The organism is Rhizobium rhododendri, from assembly GCF_007000325.2.
In the GTDB taxonomy this organism is placed as follows: domain Bacteria; phylum Pseudomonadota; class Alphaproteobacteria; order Rhizobiales; family Rhizobiaceae; genus Rhizobium; species Rhizobium rhododendri.
Genome location: NZ_CP117267.1, coordinates 2,458,949 through 2,479,998 on the forward strand (window position 1 = coordinate 2,458,949; position 21,050 = coordinate 2,479,998).

Annotated in this window: 15 protein-coding genes and 1 tRNA gene; 7 read left to right on the forward strand and 9 right to left on the reverse strand. The window is 61.2% G+C overall.

The genetic code is table 11. The annotated features are described in order from the left end of the window. A complete protein-coding gene (locus PR018_RS11975) occupies positions 1 to 1,194 on the forward strand; it encodes an SGNH/GDSL hydrolase family protein (protein WP_224127950.1) in 1,194 nt (397 codons plus the stop codon). A 12-nt stretch (positions 1,195 to 1,206) separates the two neighbouring features. Here PR018_RS11975 and PR018_RS11980 read toward each other — a convergent pair whose 3' ends face one another. From PR018_RS11980 to gltB, 5 genes are all read right to left on the reverse strand, one after another. Then, complete coding sequence (locus tag PR018_RS11980; RefSeq protein ID WP_142830582.1) at positions 1,207 to 1,779, reverse strand: nucleoside 2-deoxyribosyltransferase; 573 nt, start codon at positions 1,777 to 1,779, stop codon at positions 1,207 to 1,209. A 71-nt stretch (positions 1,780 to 1,850) separates the two neighbouring features. Further along, positions 1,851 to 3,305 (reverse strand): glutamate synthase subunit beta, encoded by a 1,455-nt coding sequence (locus PR018_RS11985; protein WP_142830580.1) that lies wholly within the window; start codon positions 3,303 to 3,305, stop codon positions 1,851 to 1,853. A gap of 32 nt (positions 3,306 to 3,337) precedes the next feature. After that, positions 3,338 to 3,724, reverse strand: coding sequence for a type II toxin-antitoxin system VapC family toxin (locus tag PR018_RS11990; RefSeq protein ID WP_142830797.1), 387 nt, complete (start codon positions 3,722 to 3,724; stop codon positions 3,338 to 3,340). Positions 3,725 to 3,732: 8 nt separating this feature from the next. Beyond that, positions 3,733 to 4,005: an antitoxin gene (locus tag PR018_RS11995; protein ID WP_161990968.1), complete on the reverse strand. Its 273-nt coding sequence runs from the start codon at positions 4,003 to 4,005 to the stop codon at positions 3,733 to 3,735. A 58-nt stretch (positions 4,006 to 4,063) separates the two neighbouring features. Beyond that, positions 4,064 to 8,788: a glutamate synthase large subunit gene (gene gltB / locus PR018_RS12000; RefSeq protein ID WP_374113726.1), complete on the reverse strand. Its 4,725-nt coding sequence runs from the start codon at positions 8,786 to 8,788 to the stop codon at positions 4,064 to 4,066. 517 nt (positions 8,789 to 9,305) lie between these two features. On the opposite strand from gltB, the gene PR018_RS12005 reads away from it, so the two are divergent. After that, positions 9,306 to 10,352 (forward strand): threonine aldolase family protein, encoded by a 1,047-nt coding sequence (locus PR018_RS12005; RefSeq protein WP_142830576.1) that lies wholly within the window; start codon positions 9,306 to 9,308, stop codon positions 10,350 to 10,352. Between the two features lie 287 nt (positions 10,353 to 10,639). Here the strand turns inward: PR018_RS12005 and PR018_RS12010 are convergent, their stop codons facing one another. Beyond that, positions 10,640 to 11,497 (reverse strand): LysR substrate-binding domain-containing protein, encoded by an 858-nt coding sequence (locus PR018_RS12010; protein WP_142830574.1) that lies wholly within the window; start codon positions 11,495 to 11,497, stop codon positions 10,640 to 10,642. A 95-nt stretch (positions 11,498 to 11,592) separates the two neighbouring features. Here PR018_RS12010 and PR018_RS12015 point away from each other — a divergent pair, with 95 nt between their 5' ends. Beyond that, a complete protein-coding gene (locus PR018_RS12015; protein ID WP_142830572.1) occupies positions 11,593 to 12,627 on the forward strand; it encodes a bile acid:sodium symporter family protein in 1,035 nt (344 codons plus the stop codon). Between the two features lie 78 nt (positions 12,628 to 12,705). On the opposite strand, the gene PR018_RS12020 is transcribed toward PR018_RS12015, so the two are convergent. After that, positions 12,706 to 13,170 (reverse strand): Hsp20 family protein, encoded by a 465-nt coding sequence (locus PR018_RS12020; RefSeq protein ID WP_142830570.1) that lies wholly within the window; start codon positions 13,168 to 13,170, stop codon positions 12,706 to 12,708. Positions 13,171 to 13,560: 390 nt separating this feature from the next. Here PR018_RS12020 and PR018_RS12025 point away from each other — a divergent pair, with 390 nt between their 5' ends. Further along, positions 13,561 to 14,538, forward strand: coding sequence for an alpha/beta fold hydrolase (locus PR018_RS12025; protein WP_224127946.1), 978 nt, complete (start codon positions 13,561 to 13,563; stop codon positions 14,536 to 14,538). A gap of 7 nt (positions 14,539 to 14,545) precedes the next feature. Here the strand turns inward: PR018_RS12025 and hisN are convergent, their stop codons facing one another. Both hisN and PR018_RS12035 read right to left on the reverse strand, forming a co-directional pair. Then, positions 14,546 to 15,319 (reverse strand): histidinol-phosphatase, encoded by a 774-nt coding sequence (hisN, locus tag PR018_RS12030; RefSeq protein WP_142830566.1) that lies wholly within the window; start codon positions 15,317 to 15,319, stop codon positions 14,546 to 14,548. Between the two features lie 243 nt (positions 15,320 to 15,562). Further along, complete coding sequence (locus tag PR018_RS12035) at positions 15,563 to 16,447, reverse strand: N-formylglutamate amidohydrolase (protein WP_111220943.1); 885 nt, start codon at positions 16,445 to 16,447, stop codon at positions 15,563 to 15,565. Positions 16,448 to 16,630: 183 nt separating this feature from the next. On the opposite strand from PR018_RS12035, the gene cpdR1 reads away from it, so the two are divergent. The 3 genes from cpdR1 (at position 16,631) to PR018_RS12050 (ending at position 21,032) form a co-directional block, all read left to right on the forward strand. Continuing rightward, the gene (gene cpdR1, locus PR018_RS12040; protein ID WP_111162680.1) at positions 16,631 to 16,993 is read left to right on the forward strand and encodes a response regulator CpdR1; all 363 of its coding nucleotides are present in this window, start codon (positions 16,631 to 16,633) and stop codon (positions 16,991 to 16,993) included. Between the two features lie 83 nt (positions 16,994 to 17,076). Beyond that, positions 17,077 to 17,151: transfer RNA gene (locus PR018_RS12045), tRNA-Val, on the forward strand. 692 nt (positions 17,152 to 17,843) lie between these two features. Continuing rightward, positions 17,844 to 21,032, forward strand: a complete 3,189-nt coding sequence (locus PR018_RS12050) for a beta strand repeat-containing protein (RefSeq protein WP_279621392.1) — start codon at positions 17,844 to 17,846, stop codon at positions 21,030 to 21,032. The last annotated feature ends 18 nt before the right edge of the window (positions 21,033 to 21,050 follow it).

Below are 21,050 nucleotides of genomic sequence, written 5' to 3' on the forward strand. Positions count from 1 at the left end.
ATGATCCAATCGCTGAAGACGGCAAGAAAAGCCGCGAGGCTGCTTGTTGCGGCGTTCGCGGCGGGCTGCCTTGTGCTTGTCACGGTTATTCCGGCAGGCGCCCAGCAACGCTACGAGCGCCGTACGCTCATGGATTTGCTCTTTGGCCGGCAAGCTGCGCCAGAACGCCAGCCCCGGTATGACGAGTATCCTTCACCTCCCCGCCGCCAGCCCCGACCTCCGAAGAGGGCCTCGCCGCCCGTCGCTAAAGCAACGACCGCAAAGCCCGACACGGCGCAGCCGACCGCCAAGCTCGACTCCGCAAAGACCGTGCTCGTGGTCGGCGACTTTCTTGCCACGGGCCTCGGCGACGGCCTACGGGACGCATTTTCCGCCTCCCCTGGCGTGGCCATCCAGACACGCGGCAATATCGCCTCCGGCCTGGTGCGTACCGATTACTACGATTGGCAGGCGCAACTGCCGAAGATGCTGGATGCCTTGAAGCCGGCCGTTGTGGTCGTCACCATCGGCGCAAACGATCGCCAGCAGATGATCGCCCCTGGCCTCAACGAGAAATTCGGCAGCGATACCTGGTTGCTGGCCTACGAGGAACGGGTGCAGGCCTTTGCAAAGCTCGTTGCCACGCGGCATATCCCGCTCATCTGGGTTGGCCTGCCACCTTTTGGTTCCGACGACATGACCGCCGATGTCGTCAGGCTTAACCAGATCTACCAGAGCCAGGTGGAAAGCACAGGCGGCGAGTTCGTCGATCTCTGGGGTGGTTTTACCGATGAAGACGGCAAGTTCATCGTCACCGGCTCCGACATCAACGGCCAGCAGGTGCGCCTGCGCACTGCCGATGGCGTCAATATGACCGATGCCGGCCGGCGCAAGATGGCCTTCTACGCCGAAAAGCCGATCCGCAGGCTGCTCGGAGATCAGGCAAGCCCCGATATCGTGCGCCTCGACACCGATACGACGATCAATCCGGCTACGATGCCCGAGAAGGAAACGGCTGCGCCGGAAACCCGCACCCCTCCCATCAGCCTTTCCGATCCCGAACTCGATGGCGGATCGGTGCTTCTCGGAAATGCGGGCCCGTCTACATCTGGCCCGCCGTCGCCCCGCGACCTGCTCGTCGAGAAAGGCGAAATCGCCCCCGCGCCTGCAGGCCGCGTCGACGATTACAGGTTGCCGGACGCGACAAAGCCCTGATTGCGTCAAAGTTTACGTTTTAGAGCGTCCGGCCAGCGCCACGAGACACGCCTCGAAGGCTGTGAGGTCCGAGTAGAGCCGGCCAGCATCGGCTGCATGCAAGGCAATGTGTCCCCCGCGACGCTCGATGCCACCATGCAGCATCAGGTTTTCGATCATCTCGAAATCCTCCAGAGACATCCCGTCCGGGCCGCGCTTGCGTCCATCGGCCCCTTCGCTGACGTCACCGCCATAGTAATCGCTGGTTCTCGCAAAATGGTTGGCGGTGATGTTTGTGTAGGCGGCAACCAGCTTTCCCTGCGCACACATGTAGCCGAGTTCGAAGGCCGTGCCGACATCGGCGGCAATGCCGCGAAACGGCGTCAGGTTGGCAATCACACCATCCGCACGGTTCATCATGTCCTCGTCGACAGCGCTGATCTTCAGGCCGAATTCATGGCGGGTCGGCGCCGGCTCGATCGAGATATCGCCGGGGCAGATCGGTTCGAAACCGTAGGCGCGGGTCATCTCCGCCTTGGCATCGAGGATTTCGCGGGCGTTGGGAAGGAAAACCTCCGGCCCCGCAAGGTAGAGTTTCAAAGCCATGGCCGGGTTTCCGCTAAAGGGCTGACAAAGAAAAACAGCCCGGCGAACCGGGCTGCCAGGGAGGCGATGTATCAGGCCGGAAGCACCGTGCTTCCCATCAGCGCCTCGTCGATGGCGCGTGCCGCCTGGCGGCCTTCGCGGATGGCCCAGACGACCAGCGACTGGCCGCGGCGCACGTCGCCGGCCGTCCAGAGCTTGTCGACCGAGGTCCGGTAGTCCTTGTCGTTGGCAACGACGTTGGTCGATCCGCGACGGTCGGTATTGACCGTCATCTTGCCTTCCATCTCCTTCAGCACGCCGTCCGCGAACGGACCCCGGAAACCGATGGCGATAAAGGCGAGATCGGCGCGGATCACGAATTCAGTTCCGGCGATCGGCTTGCGCTTGTCATCGACTTCGCAGCACTTGACGCCGGTGAGAACACCGTCCTCGCCGATGAATTCCAGTGTCGCCACCTGGAACTCGCGAACCGCACCCTCTGCCTGCGAAGATGACGTACGCATTTTGGTAGCCCAGAACGGCCAGACGGCGAGCTTGTCTTCCTTTTCCGGCGGCTGCGGGCGGATGTCGAGTTGGGTGACGCGGACAGCGCCCTGGCGAAAGGCCGTGCCGACGCAATCCGATGCCGTATCGCCGCCACCGACGACGACGACATGCTTGCCGCCGGCAAGGATCGGATCGGATGGCCAGCCGACACTGTCGATGTTTTCGCGGCCGATGCGGCGGTTCTGCTGCACCAGATACGGCATCGCATCGTGGACGCCGAACAATTCCGTGCCGGGCACGCCGCTTTCGCGCGGCGTTTCAGAGCCACCACAATAGAGCACGGCATCATGCTCGGCGAGCAACTGCTCGACCGGCAGGTCGACGCCGACATTGGCCCCGTAGTGGAAGGTCACACCTTCGCCGGTCATCTGCTCGACGCGGCGGTCGATGAAGTTCTTCTCCATCTTGAAGTCCGGAATGCCGTAGCGCAGCAGGCCGCCGGCCTTGGATTCCCGCTCATAGACATGGACGTCATGGCCAGCACGACCGAGCTGCTGGGCGGCAGCAAGGCCAGCTGGACCCGATCCGATGATCGCGACTTTCTTGCCGGTATGGACCGTGGCCGGCTGCGGCCGGATGAAGCCGAGCTCATAGGCCTTGTCGGCAATCGCCTGTTCGACCGTCTTGATGGCGACCGGCGCATCTTCCAGATTGAGCGTGCAGGCTTCCTCGCAAGGCGCGGGGCAGACGCGGCCGGTGAACTCCGGGAAGTTGTTGGTCGAATGCAGGTTGCGGATCGCCTCTTCCCAGTTGTTGTTATAGACGAGGTCGTTCCAGTCGGGGATCTGGTTGTGCACCGGGCAACCGGTCGGGCCGTGGCAATAGGGGATGCCACAGTCCATGCAGCGGGCGGCCTGTTTCTGGACCTCGGGATCCGACATCGGGATTGTGAATTCGCGGAAATGACGAATACGATCGGACGCCGGCTGGTACTTGCCAACCTGCCGGTCAATTTCCATAAATCCTGTAACCTTACCCATACCCTAGTCTTCCCTTGCCCTCATGACTGCGTTTAGAGCAGCCAGTTTTCAACCTTTAATCCCGGCACGCGGGAAAATTCTCGCTCGTTGTTCGTCACCAGCACCGCATCTAGCGCCAGGGCGTGGGCCGCGATCCAAAGATCGTTATGCCCGATGTTTTTTCCTTGTCGCAAGGCCAGTCTCACCTCAGCATAGCGCTTATCGCACGGCATGCTCAGTGACGCGACATAGAGCCGCCGCGTGATCGCAAAGACCTTTTTTGACAGCAGTTGAGAACCGCTTTTTTGTACGCCGTAACAGATCTCACCGTAGCTGATGATACTGATGAGCACGTTCTCCTCGCCCACCTCGATCATCTTTTCCAGCACCTTCCCCCGGGGATCACGTACCATCGCCGAAACGATGTTCGTATCGAGCATGAAGGTTGTCAAAGATCCACCTCTCGCAGCGGTTCCTCATCGTCGTGGCCGATGAGGAAGTCCTCGCCATCCCATGCCTCAGCTTGCTGCAGATAGTTGATCAGCCCAGCCGTAACCGCCGTCCTCATCAGGATAGACCCGTCCGGCTGGCGGACTAATATCGCTCGATCTCCCTCGAACTCGAATTCCTTCGGTATGCGCACCGCGCGACTGCGCCCGTTCTTGAAGATGCTGACCGTGACGCCAACGCCCTCGTCTGGCTCATTTACACGTTCGTTCATGTCAAGCTCCTTCGCCGCCATATGCCAACAGCATATCACGACGAAGAAGTTTGGTAAATCACTCCGCCGCGACGCCCATGCGGCTGCGCTCCATCTCCTCCAGCGCCCGGCGATATTCGACCGGCATCACCTTGCGGAACTTCGGACGATATTCCGCCCAGTTGTCGAGGATCAGCTTGGCGCGGGTGGAGCCCGTGTAGTGCAGGTGGTTGGAGATCAGCTGATAGAGCCGCTCCTCGTCGTGGCGGGTCATGTCGCCTGATACGTCGACGCGGCCCTTGTGCATGAGGTCGCCACCGTGGTGGTGCAGCTTTTCGAGCATGTCGTCCTCTTCGGGAACCGGCTCGAGCTCGACCATCGCCATGTTGCAGCGCTTGGCGAAATCGCCGGTCTGGTCGAGCACGTAGGCGACACCGCCCGACATGCCGGCAGCAAAGTTGCGGCCGGTTTCGCCAAGCACGACGACGACGCCGCCGGTCATGTATTCGCAGCCGTGGTCGCCGACGCCTTCAACGACGGCAATCGCGCCCGAGTTGCGCACGGCAAAGCGCTCGCCGGCGATACCGCGGAAGTAGCACTCGCCTTCGGTGGCGCCGTAAAGCACCGTGTTGCCGACGATAATCGACTCCTCGGCGAGGATCCGCGAGTTCTCCGGCGGGCGGATGATGATGCGGCCACCCGAAAGTCCCTTGCCGACATAGTCGTTCCCGTCACCGATCAGGTTGAAGGTGATGCCGTGCGCCAGGAACGCCCCGAACGACTGGCCGGCCGTGCCACGCAGCGTGACGCTGATCGTGTCGTCCTTGAGCCCCTTGTGCCGATAGCGCTTGGCAACTTCGCCCGACAGCATCGCGCCGGTCGAGCGGTCGACGTTCTTGATGCCGACTTCGAATGCGACAGGCGTCTTCGACGTAAGCGCCGGCATGGCCTGCTCGATCAGCTGGCGGTCGAGGATATCGTCGATCGGGTGCTTCTGGCGGGCGGTCCAGTAAGTGTCTTCCTTCGGCGCCTCGACCTTGTGGAAGATGCGCGAGAAATCGAGACCCTCGGCCTTCCAGTGCGCCAGCATCTGGTTCTTCTCGAGCAGTTCCGAAGCGCCGATGATATCGTCGAGCTTGGAGACACCGAGCGAGGCGAGGATTTCGCGTACTTCTTCGGCGACGAAGAAGAAGTAGTTGATGACATGCTCAGGAGCACCCTTGAAGCGCTTGCGCAGAACCGGGTCCTGCGTGGCAACGCCCACCGGACAGGTGTTGAGGTGGCACTTGCGCATCATGATGCAGCCGGCCGCGATCAGCGGCGCGGTGGCAAAGCCGAATTCGTCGGCGCCGAGCAATGCCCCCACGATGACGTCGCGGCCGGTCTTCAGGCCGCCATCGACCTGCAGGGCGACGCGCGAACGCAGGCCGTTCAGCACCAGCGTCTGCTGCGTTTCGGCAAGGCCAATTTCCCAGGGCGAACCGGCATGCTTCAGCGAGGTCAGCGGCGATGCGCCGGTACCGCCGTCGAAGCCGGAGATGGTGATGTGGTCGGCGCGCGCCTTGGCAACGCCGGCGGCAACCGTGCCGACGCCAACTTCCGAGACCAGCTTGACCGAAACATCGGCTTCCGGGTTGACGTTCTTCAGATCGTAGATCAGCTGCGCCAGATCTTCGATCGAATAGATGTCATGGTGCGGCGGCGGCGAGATCAGGCCGACGCCGGGGGTGGAGTGCCGGGTCTTGGCAACCGTTGCATCGACCTTGTGGCCCGGCAACTGGCCGCCCTCGCCGGGCTTTGCACCCTGCGCTACCTTGATCTGCAGCATGTCGGCATTGACCAGATACTCCGCCGTGACGCCGAAGCGGCCGGAGGCGATCTGCTTGATGGCCGAGCGTTCCGGGTTCGGTGAACCGTCACGCAGCGGGAAATAGCGGTCGGACTCTTCGCCGCCTTCGCCGGTGTTCGACTTTCCGCCGATCCGGTTCATGGCGATGGCAAGCGTCGTATGCGCCTCGCGCGAAATCGAGCCGAACGACATGGCACCGGTCGAGAAACGCTTGACGATATCGATGGCCGGCTCGACCTCGTCGATAGAGATCGGCTCGCGGCCGAGCGCTTCGGCACCCTTGATGGTGAACAGGCCACGGATGGTGTTCATCCTGAGGTCGGACTGGTTGACCATTTCCGCAAACTCGCGGTAACGATCCTGCGCATTGCCGCGCACAGCGTGCTGCAGCGACGCAATCGCATCCGGCGACCAGGCATGCGCTTCGCCGCGCATCCGGTAAGCATACTCGCCGCCGATATCCAGCGTCGTTGCGAGGATCGGATCCTTGCCGAAGGCCGCGCGGTGGCGGGAAACGGTTTCCTCGGCGATGGCATCGAGGCCGACGCCTTCGATCATCGTGGCGGTGCCGAAGAAGTACTTATCCACCAGTTCCTGCTGCAGGCCGATGGCATCGAAGATCTGCCCGCCGCAATAGGACTGGTAGGTCGAGATACCCATCTTCGACATTACCTTGAGGATGCCCTTGCCGACAGCCTTGATGAAGCGGGTAACGATTTCGCTGGCGTCGACTTCCTTCGGGAACTCGCCCTTGGCATGCATGTCGAGCAGTGTGTCGAAAGCGAGATAGGGGTTGATCGCCTCGGCGCCATAGCCGGCGAGCAGGCAGAAGTGATGGATCTCGCGCGGCTCGCCGGTTTCGACGACGAGACCAACCGAGGTGCGCAGACCCTTGCGGATCAGATGATGGTGGACGGCCGCCGTTGCCAGCAGCGCCGGGATAGCGATGCGGTCCGGGCCCATCTGCCGGTCGGAGAGCACGATGATGTTGTAGCCGCCCTTGACCGCAGCTTCGGCCCGTTCGCATAGACGCTCGAGCATCTCCTCCATACCGCCGGCGCCGCGCTCGACGTCGTAGGTGAAGTCGAGAGTCTTGGTGTCGAAACGGTCTTCCGTATGCCCGATAGAGCGGATCTTCTCGAGATCGCCATTGGTGAGGATCGGCTGGCGAACTTCCAGCCGCTTCGCCTTGGCAGCACCCTCGTGATCCAGCAAATTCGGACGCGGCCCGATGAAGGAGACGAGGCTCATCACCAGCTCTTCGCGGATCGGATCGATCGGCGGGTTGGTGACCTGGGCGAAGTTCTGCTTGAAATAGGTGTAAAGCAGCTTCGACTTCGACGACATCGCCGAGATAGGCGTATCCGTGCCCATCGAGCCGATTGCTTCCTGGCCCGTTGTTGCCATCGGCGACATCAGGATCTTGGTGTCTTCCAGCGTGTAGCCGAACGCCTGCTGGCGATCGAGCAGCGAAACGTCGCGGCGCAGCGCACGGGGTTCTACAGTGTTCAGCTCCTCGAGGATCAGCTGGGTGCGATCGAGCCACTGGCGATAGGGATGCTTGGTCGCAAGCTCCGACTTCACTTCGTCGTCGGAGACGATGCGACCCTTGTCCATGTCGATCAGCAGCATCTTGCCCGGCTGCAGGCGCCACTTCTGGATGATGTTTTCTTCCGGCACCGGCAGCACGCCGGCCTCCGACGCCATGATGACGCGGTCGTCGTTGGTGACGAGATAGCGTGCCGGACGAAGGCCGTTGCGGTCGAGCGTCGCGCCGATCTGCGTGCCATCGGTGAAGGCAACCGCAGCGGGGCCGTCCCATGGCTCCATCAGGGCGGCATGATATTCGTAGAATGCCTTACGATCCGGCGCCATCGACTGGTTGCCGGCCCAGGCTTCCGGGATCAGCATCATGACGGCATGGGCCATGGAATAGCCGCCGCGAACGAGGAACTCGAGCGCGTTGTCGAAGCAGGCCGTATCGGACTGGCCCTCATAGGAGATCGGCCACAGCTTGGAGATGTCCTCGCCGAACAGCGGCGACGACACGGACGCCTGGCGGGCGGCCATCCAGTTGACGTTGGAGCGCAGAGTGTTGATCTCGCCGTTATGGGCGACCATGCGATAGGGATGGGCGAGCTTCCACGACGGAAACGTGTTGGTCGAGAAACGCTGGTGCACGAGGGCGACAGCCGATTCGAACCGCGGGTCGGTCAGGTCCTTGTAATAGGCACCCACCTGATAGGCGAGGAACATGCCCTTGTAGACGATAGTCTTCGACGAGAGCGACACCGGATAAAAACCGCTCTCCTCGCCGTCATATTCGGCATAGATACGGTTAGAGATGACCTTGCGGAGCGTGAACAGCCGACGCTCGAACTCGTCATGGCTGGCTGCATCGCGGCCGATGCCGATGAACACCTGCACATGGTGCGGTTCCGTAGCGGCAATATGCTCGGCCTTCGACAGCGAAGAGTTGTCGACCGGCACATCGCGGAAACCGAGCAGCACCTGGCCTTCCTCGACGATGACATCCTCGACGGTCTTCTTGAAATGGGCGATCAGCGTCTCGTCCTGCGGCAGGAAAAAGTGACCGACGCCATAATCGCCGATGGCAGGCAGAGTGACGCCCTGCAGTGCCATTTCCTCGCGGAAGAAGCGATCGGGTATCTGCACGAGAATGCCCGCACCGTCGCCCATCAGCGGATCGGCGCCGACGGCACCGCGATGAGTCAAGTTCTCGAGGATGAACAGGCCGTCCTGGACGATCTGGTGCGACTTCTGCCCCTTCATATGGGCGACGAAGCCGACACCGCAGGCATCATGTTCGTTACGGGGATCGTAGAGGCCCTGTTTGCGCGGAAGAGCGGACATGGAATGGCGCGCCTTGACCGATGCATCCGTCTCGACGGCTGCGGCCAGGCTCAATGTCGTGGATGGCGTTACGTTCGTCATCGTCTTTCCTCCTGCAAACCCCGCGCCGCGGGCGTCCCTTCGTCCCGCGCGCCCAGTATATGGGCGACACGCGACAGCGCTGTTGCATGTTTAAAGATCCGGCCGCAGACATCGCGTTGGGGGCGATAGATCGGCTTTCCCACCAGTCACAGTTTCGGATGCGCCATCTGGAAGGACGGGCATCTCGAAAACTATAACGTGAAATCCCAGCTCCGCTAGGATTTTTGGCGGGGTGCGGCGTCAAAGACCAAAATAGGACAGCAGCACTGTCCTAATTCATCAGTTCTATGCCAGAAAGCGGAAAGGTTAGCAAGAGCTGAAAACGAAAATATCGACGTAAGATTGCCGCAGTTTCGAATTTCGCGAAAGATAATTTCCTTTAAAGGTAAGAATTATCGCCTTGATTGCGTAGTGCGCCAGATCCACCGTGCGATGCGGCGCTGCAATTGATCCCCTCAGCCAATCCCCTACTCTGCAACGACACCCTCCTCTCCCTTAAATATGCGGTAGATCTCACATGTTCTTTGCTTCCGATAACTGGGCCGGCGCCCACCCTTCCATCAATGAACGCCTCTCGAAGGAATCGACCCGTTTTGCCGCTGCCTATGGCACCAGCGAACTCGACAAGGCGATAGAAACCCGTTTCAACGAGGTGTTCGAGCGTGAGGTCGCTGTCTTCTTCGTCGCCACGGGCACGGCCGCCAACTCCCTGTCGCTGGCCAGCATCGCCCGTCCCGGCGGCCTGACGTTCTGCCACACGGAAGCCCATGTGATCGAAGACGAATGCGGCGCGCCCGATTTCTTCTCGGGCATGCGCATGGTCGGCGTCGATGGCCCCGAGGGCAAGATGCTGCCGGATAACCTGGTGGAGCGCATTGGCCGGTACCCGCAGGACGCCATCCACCACGGCCGCGCCGCCGCCGTCACCATGACCCAGGCGACCGAGGTCGGCACCATCTACAGCCTCGACGAGATCGATACCATTTCGAAGATCGCCAAGAAAAATGGCCTGCCGCTGCACATGGACGGCGCCCGCTTTGCCAATGCGCTGGTATCGCTCGGCTGCTCACCGGCCGAAATGACCTGGAAGCGCGGCGTCGACGTACTCTCCTTCGGCGGCACAAAGAACGGATGCTGGTGCGCAGAGGCGATCGTCTTCTTCGACCCCGATCTCGCCAAGGACTTCGCCTTCCTGCGCAAGCGCACCGCCCAGCTGTTCTCAAAATCCCGCTTCATCGCCGCACAGTTCGAGGCCTACCTGCAGGACGACCTCTGGCTCGACCTCGCCCGCCATGCCAACGCCATGGCGGACAGGATGCGAGCCGGCATCGAGCATACCGACCGCGCAAAGCTCGCCTGGTCGACCACCTCGAACGAGATCTTCGCCATCGTCAAGAAAACCGCAATCGACAACGCAAGAGACAAGGGCGCCCAGTTCTACGACTGGCCGATCTCCGACAGTGCCAAACACCTCGTCGGCCCCGACGAAGGCCTGATCCGCCTCGTCACCAGCTTCGCCACCAGCGACGCCGACGTCGCCGATTTCCTCGCATGCCTCGCGTGAGTGCGACGGAGCGCCCTGAGGCGCTCCCCCAGACTGCTGAAGAAGGTGGTATCTAACACCTCTGCAGGTCACTCGAAAGACTGAGCCGGTTGCCAAACTCCCCTCATCCTCGCCCTTGTGGCGGGGATCCAGTCAGCTCAAGTCCTTGAGCTGAAAGAGTCTTTGACCCGACAGACGTCGTGTCGCTGGATCCCCGCCACAAGGGCGAGTAGGGTATCGCTCTCGTCAAGCAAGTTTCTCCAGGGTTTGCAGCAGTCTGACGGAGCGCCGCCGAGGCGCTCCACTTTCTACCCGGCCCGCAAATTCCGCACCTTTGAGAGGATGTCGTCCGAGAGTGCCTTGACCAGCATCTGGTCGGCGCCCTTGCGGGGGACGAGCACGAATTCGACATCTTCCAGTACGGGCAACCAGCCCGGCGCGATCTCGGTGAGGCCGGATGGTGCCATGCTGCGCGGCTGGACGAGGACGCCCATCCCGGCCCGGGCGGCTGCCGTCAGGCCGCTGAGGCTGCCGCAGGTGCAGACGATTCGCCACGGTATCTGCTGGCGACGCAGCGCCTCCAGCGCCACGGCCCGGGTGACGCTCGGGGCTGGAAAGGCGATCAGCGGCAGCGGCGCGCTGGATGCCCTGATGCGTTCAGGGTCGCGTGCCAGCCAGATCAGCGGCTCGCGGTAAACCAGCGTCCCGCGGGTGTCGCCAAGGCGGCGCTTGGCGAGCACAAGATCCAGCGCCCCATTGTCCTGCATCTCGTAGAGCGCGCCGCTGAGCGCCACCGTCAGTTCCAGATCGACGGACGGGTGCAGTCGGACGAATTCCTCCAGCACATCCGGCAACTGGCTCGTGACGAAATCCTCGGACACGCCGAGCCGCAGGCTGCCCCGCAGGCTGTTATCGGCAAACAGCGAGCGCATCTCGCCCTCTATCGACAGCAACGTGCGGGCATGGCCGATCAGCGCTTCCCCATCCCCGGTCAGCACGACGCGATGGGTATCGCGGGCAAGTAGCTTTCGCCCGACAGAGGCCTCGAGCCGCTGGATGTGCTGGCTAACCGTCGATTGCCCGAGCCCCAGCCGCTCGGCGGCAAGCGTAAAGCTGCCCATCTGTCCTATGGTTACGAAACTCTGCAACTGCACCAGATCCAGCATTGCTATCATCCCGATTTACGATAACTGTTATTCCTTGCATCGCATATCGCAATAAGGCAATGCTTGCCCAACATATAATTGCGAGGACGGGCCCGATGCGCCGCTTTTTGCCAGACACCTTTACCATGCTGCTCGTGCTGACCGTGCTGACGGCATCCGTGTTTCCCGTCCATGGCGCAGCTGCCGGCAATTTCGGCATTGCCACCGACATCGCCATCGCTCTGCTGTTCTTCCTGCACGGAGCCCGCCTGTCGCGCGACGTGGTGATTGCCGGCGCCCTGCACTGGCGGCTGCACTTGGCCATCCTGCTCACCAGCTTCGTCATCTTCCCGGTTCTCGGCATGCTGATGGGCTTCCTGGTGCCGGCAATCCTGCCGCAGACGCTCTACATGGGCATCCTCTTCCTTACCGTGCTGCCATCGACAGTGCAGTCGTCGATCGCCTTCACGTCGATTGCCGGCGGCAACGTGCCGGCTGCCATCTGCGCCGCCTCCGCTTCCAATATCTTCGGCATGTTCCTGACGCCGCTGCTGGTCGGGCTATTGATGCCCCTCGGCGCCCACGGTGGTGGTGGCTTCTCCTGGACCGTGCTGGAGCAGATCGCCTTGCAATTGCTGGCGCCCTTTGTCGTCGGTCAGATCCTGCAGCCATGGATCGGCAACTGGATCCGCGCCAAGAAAAAAATCTTGATGCCGGTCGACCGGGGCTCGATCCTGATGGTCGTCTATTCCGCCTTCAGCGCGGCAGTGATCGAGCACCTTTGGCGAGACACTTCGATCGGCGACATCATCACCGTCATCATTGCCGACATGCTGCTCCTCGCGGTGGTTATCTGCATCACAATGTTCGGCAGCCGGGCACTCGGCTTTTCGCGCGCCGACGAGATAACCATCACCTTCTGCGGCTCGAAGAAGAGCCTGGCCAGCGGCGTACCCATGGCCAGCGTCATCTTCGCCGGCTCGCCGATCGGCGCCATCGTCCTGCCGCTGATGCTATTCCACCAGATCCAGCTGATGGCCTGTGCCGTCATCGCCCAGAAATATGCCGATGCCGCCAGCCGTGCCACCGCACGCATGGAAGAAGAAGCGCGGCGCCTGCAGGACACCGCCGACGCAACGACACCAGCCTGATCCTCTCAGGTGAGCCGCGAGACACAAAAAAGGCGGCGCCACCTGGACGCCGCCTTTTTCGTATGGATGTGAACTCGGTTAGTTGACGTGAGCTTCGATCGACTTCGGCGCGTCCACTGGTTCAGCGGCGATGGCGATCTTGCGCGGCTTCATGGCTTCCGGGATGTTGCGCAGGAGATCGATGTGCAGCAGGCCGTTCTTCAGCGATGCTGCCTGCACCTCGACATGGTCGGCAAGCTGGAAACGGCGCTCGAAGGCGCGCTTGGCGATACCGCGGTAGAGATATTCGCTACCTTCGGCAGCATCATCGCTCTTCTCGCCCTTGACGGTCAGCACATGGGCGTGCGCCTCGAGGCTGAGCTCGGTTTCGTCGAAGCCGGCCACCGCCATGGTGATGCGGTAAGTTGCCTCGCCGGTGCGCTCGATGTTGTAGGGCGGGTAGGTTTGTGCCTGATCGGGCTGCGACAAGGTGTCGAGCATGGTGAACAGGCGGTCGAAACCGACGGTAGAGCGATAGAGTGGGGAAAAATCAACGTGACGCATGGTGTCCTCCTGTGAGCGACGATTGCGGTTCATATGCCCCGGGGGCCCCGTTCTGGCAGCCTTGGGACGGTTTTACAGACCCTCTCGGCGTCCGTGAAAAGGAGATGGGAATGGCCTTTAGCGACTTCAAGAGCCCGCAACGCGCCGCGATAATTTTCCGTGAACCGCCGATGAACAGCCGGTTCGGCTGGGGTTCAGCGCCGCGTTGATACAACTTGCACATCGGATGACTGTCCGTGACTGGAGTGTATCGTCCCTTCGTCTTCAGTCAGCTCGGCCGGCCTGCGGCCATCTCGATTTCCGTCAGGCCGGCCTTTTTTCCGCTCGCAGTTATACTTATGCGACAATCCATGCGTTATGTTTGGCGGCTTGAGCGAGGCCCTTTCAGTTGTGACGGAATCAATTCTCTTTTCGACCCCCGACAACCCTGTTCCAGACAACAGGACCGAGGGCTATTTCACCACCCATGACGGCCACAAGCTGCGCTATGCCATTTTCCGCAGCAGTCATGCCGTGGCCAAGGGCACGGTCGTCCTGCTGCATGGTCGCAACGAGTTTATCGAGAAATATTTCGAAACCATCCGCGAACTGACGGATCGGGGCCTGTGGGTCGCAACTTTCGACCTGCGCGGCCAGGGTGGCTCCGGACGGCTGATAAAGCATCCAACCCGCGGCCATGTCCGGCGCTTCTCCGACTACGAGCACGACCTAGAGGACTTCATGGAGCACGTGGTGCTTCCGGACACCCGCCTGCCTTTTTACCTCGTCGCCCACTCGACCGGTGCACTGATCGCCCTTTCCGCAGCGCCGAGACTGACGGGCCGCATCGAGCGCATGGTGCTAAGCGCACCTTTTGTCGGCCTCACCGGCCAGAGCGCATCGCCGCGCGTGATCCGGTTCATGGCGAGCGCCGCCTGCGCGGTCGGCCTCGGCAGCATCCCACTCAATCGAAAATTCAAGGAAAGGCCCTTTGCCACAAACCTGCTGACATCGGACGAACAACGTTACGACCGCAACCGCGCCATTGCATCGGCCCGCCCCGACCTCGTGCTCGGTCCGCCCTCGGCACGCTGGCTACAGCAGGCCTTTCAAACGATAGACCGTGTCTCGCAGCCCGAGCACCTGTTCTCTATCGCCATCCCGACTTTGCTGCTGGCACCCACCCGCGACGGCATCATCCCCTATGCCGAACAGGAACGGCTCTCGCGCTCCTTCCGCGCAGCCCAACTCGTGCCGATCGCAGGCGCAAGGCACGAGGTTTTCCAGGAAAAAGATGTCTACCGCGCCGCCGCAATGGCAGCGATTCACGCCTTCATCCCGGGAAGTGACGCCGAAGCCAACACCGACCCGGTCGGCTCGGGGCTTTGAAGTTTGGTCAGCGCGCCAGTATCTTCAACGCCTCTTCGTGGACCGCTCGGCTGCCGGCTGCGATGATGGAGCCGCCCTGTTCGGGGCGACCACCTTCCCAGGTGGTGATGATGCCGCCTGCCTGCTCGATGACGGGGATGATGCCGCCGACGTCGTAGGGCTTGAGGACATTCTCGACCACCAGGTCGACATGGCCGGCCGCCAGCAGCGCATAGGCGTAGCAGTCGGTGCCGTAGCGGAACAGCCGCACCTGCTGCTCGATCTCGCGGTATTTTTCCATCTCGATACCGGCGAAAAGGTGCGGCGAGGTCGTGAACAGGATCGCCTTCGACAGACTGCCGCAATCACGGACCTGCAATTGCCTGTCGCCGCCTGGGCCGGTGTAGCTCGACCGGCTGCCGTCGGCAAAATAACGCTCGCCGGTAAAGGGCTGGTCGACAAGCCCCATGATAGCGCGGCCATTGCGGTAAAGCCCGATCAGCGTTCCCCATACGGGCACACCGGAGATGAAGGCGCGCGTCCCGTCGATGGGATCGATGACCCACACATGCTCGCGGTCGAGGCCGACATTGCCGTATTCCTCGCCGAGAATCCCATGGTCGGGAAACCTGTCCGTGATCAGCGCACGGATCGCCAGTTCGGCTGCTCGGTCGCCTTCGGTTACCGGATCGAATCCGCCGGCTTCCTTGTTGACGACATCGATGCCGGCGCGAAAGCGGGGAAGTGTCTCTGCCTTGGCAGCGTCGGCGAGCTCGAAAAAGAAGGCGCGGTCAGGGAGCATGGCAAATATCCGATCGATGCGAGAGGCTTTTCATAGCCATTAAATTTGACGATGCAAACGCGTCCCGTCCAACTATCGCTTAGCCTTTAAAATAGGCACTTCAAAATCTGCTTGACAATTGTGCATCGCAATATTAGACCGGAGCTACAGTCTTCTGACTGTAAATACCCTCCTTGGGTGTTTCCTCCCTAGACTTAGCCGCCTTCGGGCGGTTTTTTTTGGCCTGATTGTTAACGAGCGGGATTACTCTGCCGCCAGCGCTCGGTCGTTGCCATATCGTGCAACGTGCTCCGCCATCTGCCTGATGAAGGCCGTGATAGCACCCGTCATCAGGCCGAAATCGCTGCGCTTTTCCAGGGTCATCTCATCGACGTACAGCGCCCGGTTGACCTCGACCTGGAGCGCATGCAGACCACGCGAAGGCCGGCCGTAGTGCTCGGTGATGAACCCGCCGGCGTACGGCTTGTTGCGTACCGCATGAAACCCGAGGCCATCGAGAATATCCATCGCCGCATGGGATAGGTCGGCAGACGCACTCGTTCCGTAGCGATCGCCGATGATGAAATCTGGACGCGCGTGGCTGCCGGCGACGCGAATATTGCCGGGCATCGAGTGGCAGTCGACCAGCACACCGAAGCCGAATTCCAGGTGGGTGCGGGCCATCAGGCGGCGCAGGGCCGCGTGGTAAGGCTTGTAGATCGTCTCGATCCGCTGGAGCGCATCGGCCACCGGCACCCGGCTTGCATAGATTTCCATGTTTTCGGCAACGATTCGCGGAATGGTTCCGAGCCCGCCGGCAACCCGAACCGAATTGATATTGGCATAGGACGGCAGCGCACCCTCGAACATGCGCGGGTCGAGCTCGTAAGGTTCGCGATTTACGTCGATATAGGCGCGGGGAAAATTGGCTATCAACAGCGGCGCACCGAGTGCGCTTGCGGCCGAGAAAAGCTCGTCGACATAGTGGTCCTCCGAGCGCCGGATGGCAACACCCTGTAGTCGTGATTGCGCAATGAACTCAGGAGGATAGATGCGACCACTATGGGGCGACGAGTAGACAAAGGGGATGGTCTGCGACACCGGTTCGAGTATCTCGAAAATCTCGAAACTTCCTACGTCTGCGGGCATCCACGTCTTTACCATGTCAAGAACTTTTCGCAGGTGTATGTTGCCAGTTGCGCACCACCAAGTCCATAGTATGTATGAACTTCAATGTGACCGTCGGCGCCGCATTCATCGCTTGTTTACGGACCGCGACTAACGTGAACGGCTGATTAGCCGCGAGAGAAGATAGTGATTGACGGTCCAATAATGACTCAGAAGATTTTGCTTGCCGAAGACGACAACGACATGCGTCGTTTCCTGGTGAAGGCCCTTGAAAAGGCCGGCTACAAGGTATCGTCCTTTGACAATGGCGCTAGCGCCTACGATCGGCTGCGCGAGGAACCATTTTCGTTGCTGCTGACCGATATTGTCATGCCAGAAATGGACGGGATCGAACTGGCGCGCCGCGCCACCGAACTCGATCCGGACCTCAAGGTGATGTTCATCACCGGCTTTGCCGCAGTCGCCCTCAACCCCGATTCGAAAGCGCCGAAGGATGCCAAGGTGCTTTCCAAGCCTTTCCACCTGCGCGAACTGGTGGATGAGGTCAACAAACTGCTTGCCGCATAGGCAATCTCGGCGGCGGGATCAGAAAACTTAAAAAAGGCCATTGACGGCCCCCAGGTTTTTTGATCTATGCGCCGCCATCGGATGGGCGTATAGCTCAGCGGGAGAGCACTACGTTGACATCGTAGGGGTCACAGGTTCAATCCCTGTTACGCCCACCATCCTTTTTCAAGGGCTTAGCGAGAGATCGCTGAGCCCTTTGTCGTTGGGCCATAGGCTGCATGGCCCCTGCCTCCCCGGCCCCCTTCGCCTCGCATCTCCCCGGTTCAGTTTCGCGCGTGGCCTTCTCAAAGCCTGATGCCGCTCGTCATTTATTGAAAAGAGATATGCTTAACAAAACAGCTACTCAGGGATGTATTGCAGATCAGGATCGGAAAAATCATCGCACACTAACCATCTCCAAGTATAAGAATAAACTCTATGCTTTCTCCGAGTTAAGATTGTGATTGACTAATTTCAATTATAGAGATCTAGAGCGAATCAATAGCGCATTTGAAGGTGCTAAAGCCGGGTTATTCCGGCCGTTAAATGAAAATTTACAAGTTCTCCAATACATAGTTGTATATCGCGGCACTGCTAATGAAGAATCAGTGCCTTCGATTGTGTGAAAACAGATTCCGGATTGGCACTGCTGCTATTGCATAGTGTTTTATTCCGTGGCGTGGGGATCAGAGCTGTAACGGCTTTTGACGCATGATGCTCTCCTAACGTGTTGGCTTATACGAGCCATGTTCTGCGTAACATCTATTTCTCCTGACGAATCCCGATGGCTGATGCTCATGACGGCAATCACGCCTGTTAGACGGTGGGAGAACGATGTCTTGCATTCCGTTAACCCGAGGGGCACGTTTCCATGACTTCCATCATTTCTTCCTTGTCAGCCACGCAGATCCAGAATCTTTCCACAGCCACGATAGCGAGCCTGAAAACCGCCGACATCGCAGCGCTGAACTCGACCCAGATCAAGGCCTTGAGCTCCACCCAGCTCGGCGCCATCACCACAGACGACATGCAGGCCTTCAGCTCGACGCAGCTGGGCAGCATTTCGGCAGCTGCCGTCGTCGGCCTTAGCGCCGCCCAGCTCGGCATTCTCTCCTCCGTGCAGGAAGCCGGACTGAGCTCGACCGCGATCGCCGCGCTGACAACCCAGCAGGTCGCCGATCTAACCACCAGCAACGCCGTCGCGCTGACCTACGGGCAGATTGCGGCACTCGGCACGAAGATCTCGGCTCTGACCACCGATGACGTCGCTCTGCTCTCGACCGGCCAGATCAGCGCAATGACGACCGCCCAGGTCGGCGCCCTCACCTCCGACCAGCTTGGTGCCCTGACGACGACCGAAGTCGCCGCGCTGAGCACAAAGCAGATCGCAGCCCTCGAATCGAATGACATCGCAGCACTCTCGTCGGATAACATCCTGGCCCTCTCCAGCGGCGCACTTGCTGCCATCACCACCAAGGCTCTCGCCGGCCTGTCCAGCGCCAATCTCGCCCTGCTCAGCTCCGACAAGATCGGTGCCCTGACGAGCGGCCAGATGGCAGCCCTCAGCACCGACCAGATCGCAGCACTCACCACCGACCAGACGCCTGGCCTGAAGAGCTCGCAGATCGCAGCCCTCTCGACCAAGCAGATCGTCGCACTTTCCACCGGTGATATCGCTCTGCTGACGACCAGCCAGATCGGCGCGCTCACCACAGCCCAGGTTGGCGCTCTGACCTCCGACCAGCTCGCCGCCCTGACGACAACGGAAGTTTCCGCCCTCAGCAGCAAGCAGATCGCCGCCCTGGACTCCAGCGACATCGCGGCCCTCTCTTCCGACGATATCCTCGCCCTCTCGACTGGCTCTCTCGCTGCTATCACCACCAAGGCCATTGCCGGTCTTGCCAGCGCCAACCTCGCTCTCCTTAGCTCCGACAAGATCGGTGCCCTGACAAGCGGTCAGATGGCAGCCCTCAGCACCGACCAGATCGCTGCCCTGACCACCGACCAGACCCCTGGCCTGAAGAGCTCGCAGATCGCAGCCCTTTCGACCAAGCAGATCGTCGCACTCTCCACCGGTGACATCGCTCTCCTCACCACCAGCCAGATCGGTGCCCTGACATCGGCTCAGGTCGGCGCCCTCACCTCCGACCAGCTTGGTGCCCTGACGACGACCGAAGTCGCCGCCCTCAGCAGCAAACAGGTCGCAGCGCTGGAATCGAACGACGTCGCAGCCCTCTCCTCGGATAACATCCTTGCCCTTTCCAGCGGCGCACTTGCTGCCATCACCACCAAGGCCATTGCCGGTCTTGCCAGCGGCAACCTCGCCCTCCTCAGCTCCGACAAGATCGGTGCCCTGACGAGCGGCCAGATGGCAGCCCTCAGCACCGACCAGATCGCAGCACTCACCACCGACCAGACGCCTGGCCTGAAGAGCTCGCAGATCGCAGCCCTCTCGACCAAGCAGATCGTCGCACTTTCCACCGGTGATATCGCTCTGCTGACGACCAGCCAGATCGGCGCGCTCACCACAGCCCAGGTTGGCGCTCTGACCTCCGACCAGCTCGCCGCCCTCACGACGACGGAAGTTTCCGCCCTCAGCAGCAAGCAGATCGCCGCCCTGGACTCCAGCGACATCGCGGCCCTCTCCTCGGACGATATCCTCTCCCTGTCGACCGGTGCCCTGGCTTCGATCACCACCAAGGCCATTGCTGGCCTTTCCAGCGAGAACCTTGCCCTCCTCAGCTCCGACAAAATCGGTGCCCTGACGAGCGGTCAGATGGCGGCCCTCAGCACCGACCAGATCGCCGCCCTGACCACCGACCAGACCCCGGGCCTGAAGAGCACGCAGATCGCGGCCCTCTCGACCAAGCAGATCGTCGCACTTTCCACCGGTGACATCGCTCTCCTGACAACCAGCCAGATCGGTGCCCTGACCTCGGCTCAGGTCGGCGCCCTCACCTCCGACCAGCTTGGTGCCCTGACGACGACAGAAGTCGCCGCCCTCAGCAGCAAACAGGTCGCAGCGCTGGAATCGAACGACGTCGCCGCCCTCTCCTCGGATAACATCCTGGCTCTGACCAGCGGTGCCCTGGCTGCCATCAGCACCAAGGCTATCGCCGGTCTCTCCAGCGGCAATCTCGCCCTCCTCAGCTCCGACAAGATAGGTTCGCTGACGAGCAGCCAGGTCGCTGCCCTCAGCACAGACCAGATCGCAGCGCTCACAACCGACCAGACGCCCGGTCTGAAGAGCACGCAGATCGCCGCTCTCTCGACCAAGCAGATCGTCGCACTTTCCACCGGTGACATCGCCCTGCTGACGACCAGCCAGATCGGCGCGCTCACCACAGCCCAGGTTGGCGCCCTGACCTCCGACCAGCTCGCTGCCCTCACGACGACAGAAATCGCCGCCCTCAGCAGCAAGCAGATCGCAGCGCTGGAATCGAACGATATCGCAGCCCTCTCCTCGGACGATATCCTCGCCCTCTCGACCGGTTCGCTGGCCGCCATCACCGCTAAGGCGATCGCCGGTCTTGCCAGCGAAAATCTTGCCCTCCTCAGCTCCGACAAGATCGGTGCCCTGACGAGTGGCCAGATTGCAGCCCTCGGCACCGACCAGATCGCCGCCTTGACGACCGATCAGACGCTTGGGCTGAAGAGCACGCAGATCGCGGCTTTGACGACCAAGCAGATCGCGGCCCTGACAACCGCAGACATCGCCCTCCTGAACAGCACGCAGCTCGGCGCCCTGAGCTCCACTCAGATCGCCGCCCTGACAACCGAACAGGTCGAAGCACTGACCTCGACGGAAGTCTCGCAGCTAAGCAGCAAGCAGATCGCCGCCTTCGGCTCTGAAGACATCGCAGTGATGTCGACGGACGACATCGCTGCCCTAACAAGCTCTGGACTGGCGGCCATCAGCACCAAGGCGCTGGCCGGTCTGTCGACGGACGATATCGCGGCGCTGAGCTCCGCCAAGCTGTCCGCCCTCACCACGGCTCAGGTACAGTCGCTGACCACCACGCAGGTTGACGCGGTCATCGCCGCCTACAACGCAGTGTAATCCAAACGGCGCGGCGCA

What these genes read in the sequence shown, in the direction of transcription:
- PR018_RS11980 (WP_142830582.1), bottom strand. Translation starts at nt 1,779, where the DNA reads ATGGCTTTGAAACTCTACCTTGCGGGGCCGGAGGTTTTCCTTCCCAAC.
- cpdR1 (WP_111162680.1), top strand. Translation starts at nt 16,631, where the DNA reads ATGACTCAGAAGATTTTGCTTGCCGAAGACGACAACGACATGCGTCGT.
- PR018_RS11975 (WP_224127950.1), top strand. Translation starts at nt 1, where the DNA reads ATGATCCAATCGCTGAAGACGGCAAGAAAAGCCGCGAGGCTGCTTGTT.
- PR018_RS12010 (WP_142830574.1), bottom strand. Translation starts at nt 11,497, where the DNA reads ATGCTGGATCTGGTGCAGTTGCAGAGTTTCGTAACCATAGGACAGATG.
- gltB (WP_374113726.1), bottom strand. Translation starts at nt 8,788, where the DNA reads ATGACGAACGTAACGCCATCCACGACATTGAGCCTGGCCGCAGCCGTC.
- PR018_RS11995 (WP_161990968.1), bottom strand. Translation starts at nt 4,005, where the DNA reads ATGAACGAACGTGTAAATGAGCCAGACGAGGGCGTTGGCGTCACGGTC.
- PR018_RS11985 (WP_142830580.1), bottom strand. Translation starts at nt 3,305, where the DNA reads ATGGGTAAGGTTACAGGATTTATGGAAATTGACCGGCAGGTTGGCAAG.
- PR018_RS12050 (WP_279621392.1), top strand. Translation starts at nt 17,844, where the DNA reads ATGACTTCCATCATTTCTTCCTTGTCAGCCACGCAGATCCAGAATCTT.
- PR018_RS12035 (WP_111220943.1), bottom strand. Translation starts at nt 16,447, where the DNA reads ATGCCCGCAGACGTAGGAAGTTTCGAGATTTTCGAGATACTCGAACCG.
- hisN (WP_142830566.1), bottom strand. Translation starts at nt 15,319, where the DNA reads ATGCTCCCTGACCGCGCCTTCTTTTTCGAGCTCGCCGACGCTGCCAAG.
- PR018_RS12005 (WP_142830576.1), top strand. Translation starts at nt 9,306, where the DNA reads ATGTTCTTTGCTTCCGATAACTGGGCCGGCGCCCACCCTTCCATCAAT.
- PR018_RS12015 (WP_142830572.1), top strand. Translation starts at nt 11,593, where the DNA reads ATGCGCCGCTTTTTGCCAGACACCTTTACCATGCTGCTCGTGCTGACC.
- PR018_RS11990 (WP_142830797.1), bottom strand. Translation starts at nt 3,724, where the DNA reads ATGCTCGATACGAACATCGTTTCGGCGATGGTACGTGATCCCCGGGGG.
- PR018_RS12020 (WP_142830570.1), bottom strand. Translation starts at nt 13,170, where the DNA reads ATGCGTCACGTTGATTTTTCCCCACTCTATCGCTCTACCGTCGGTTTC.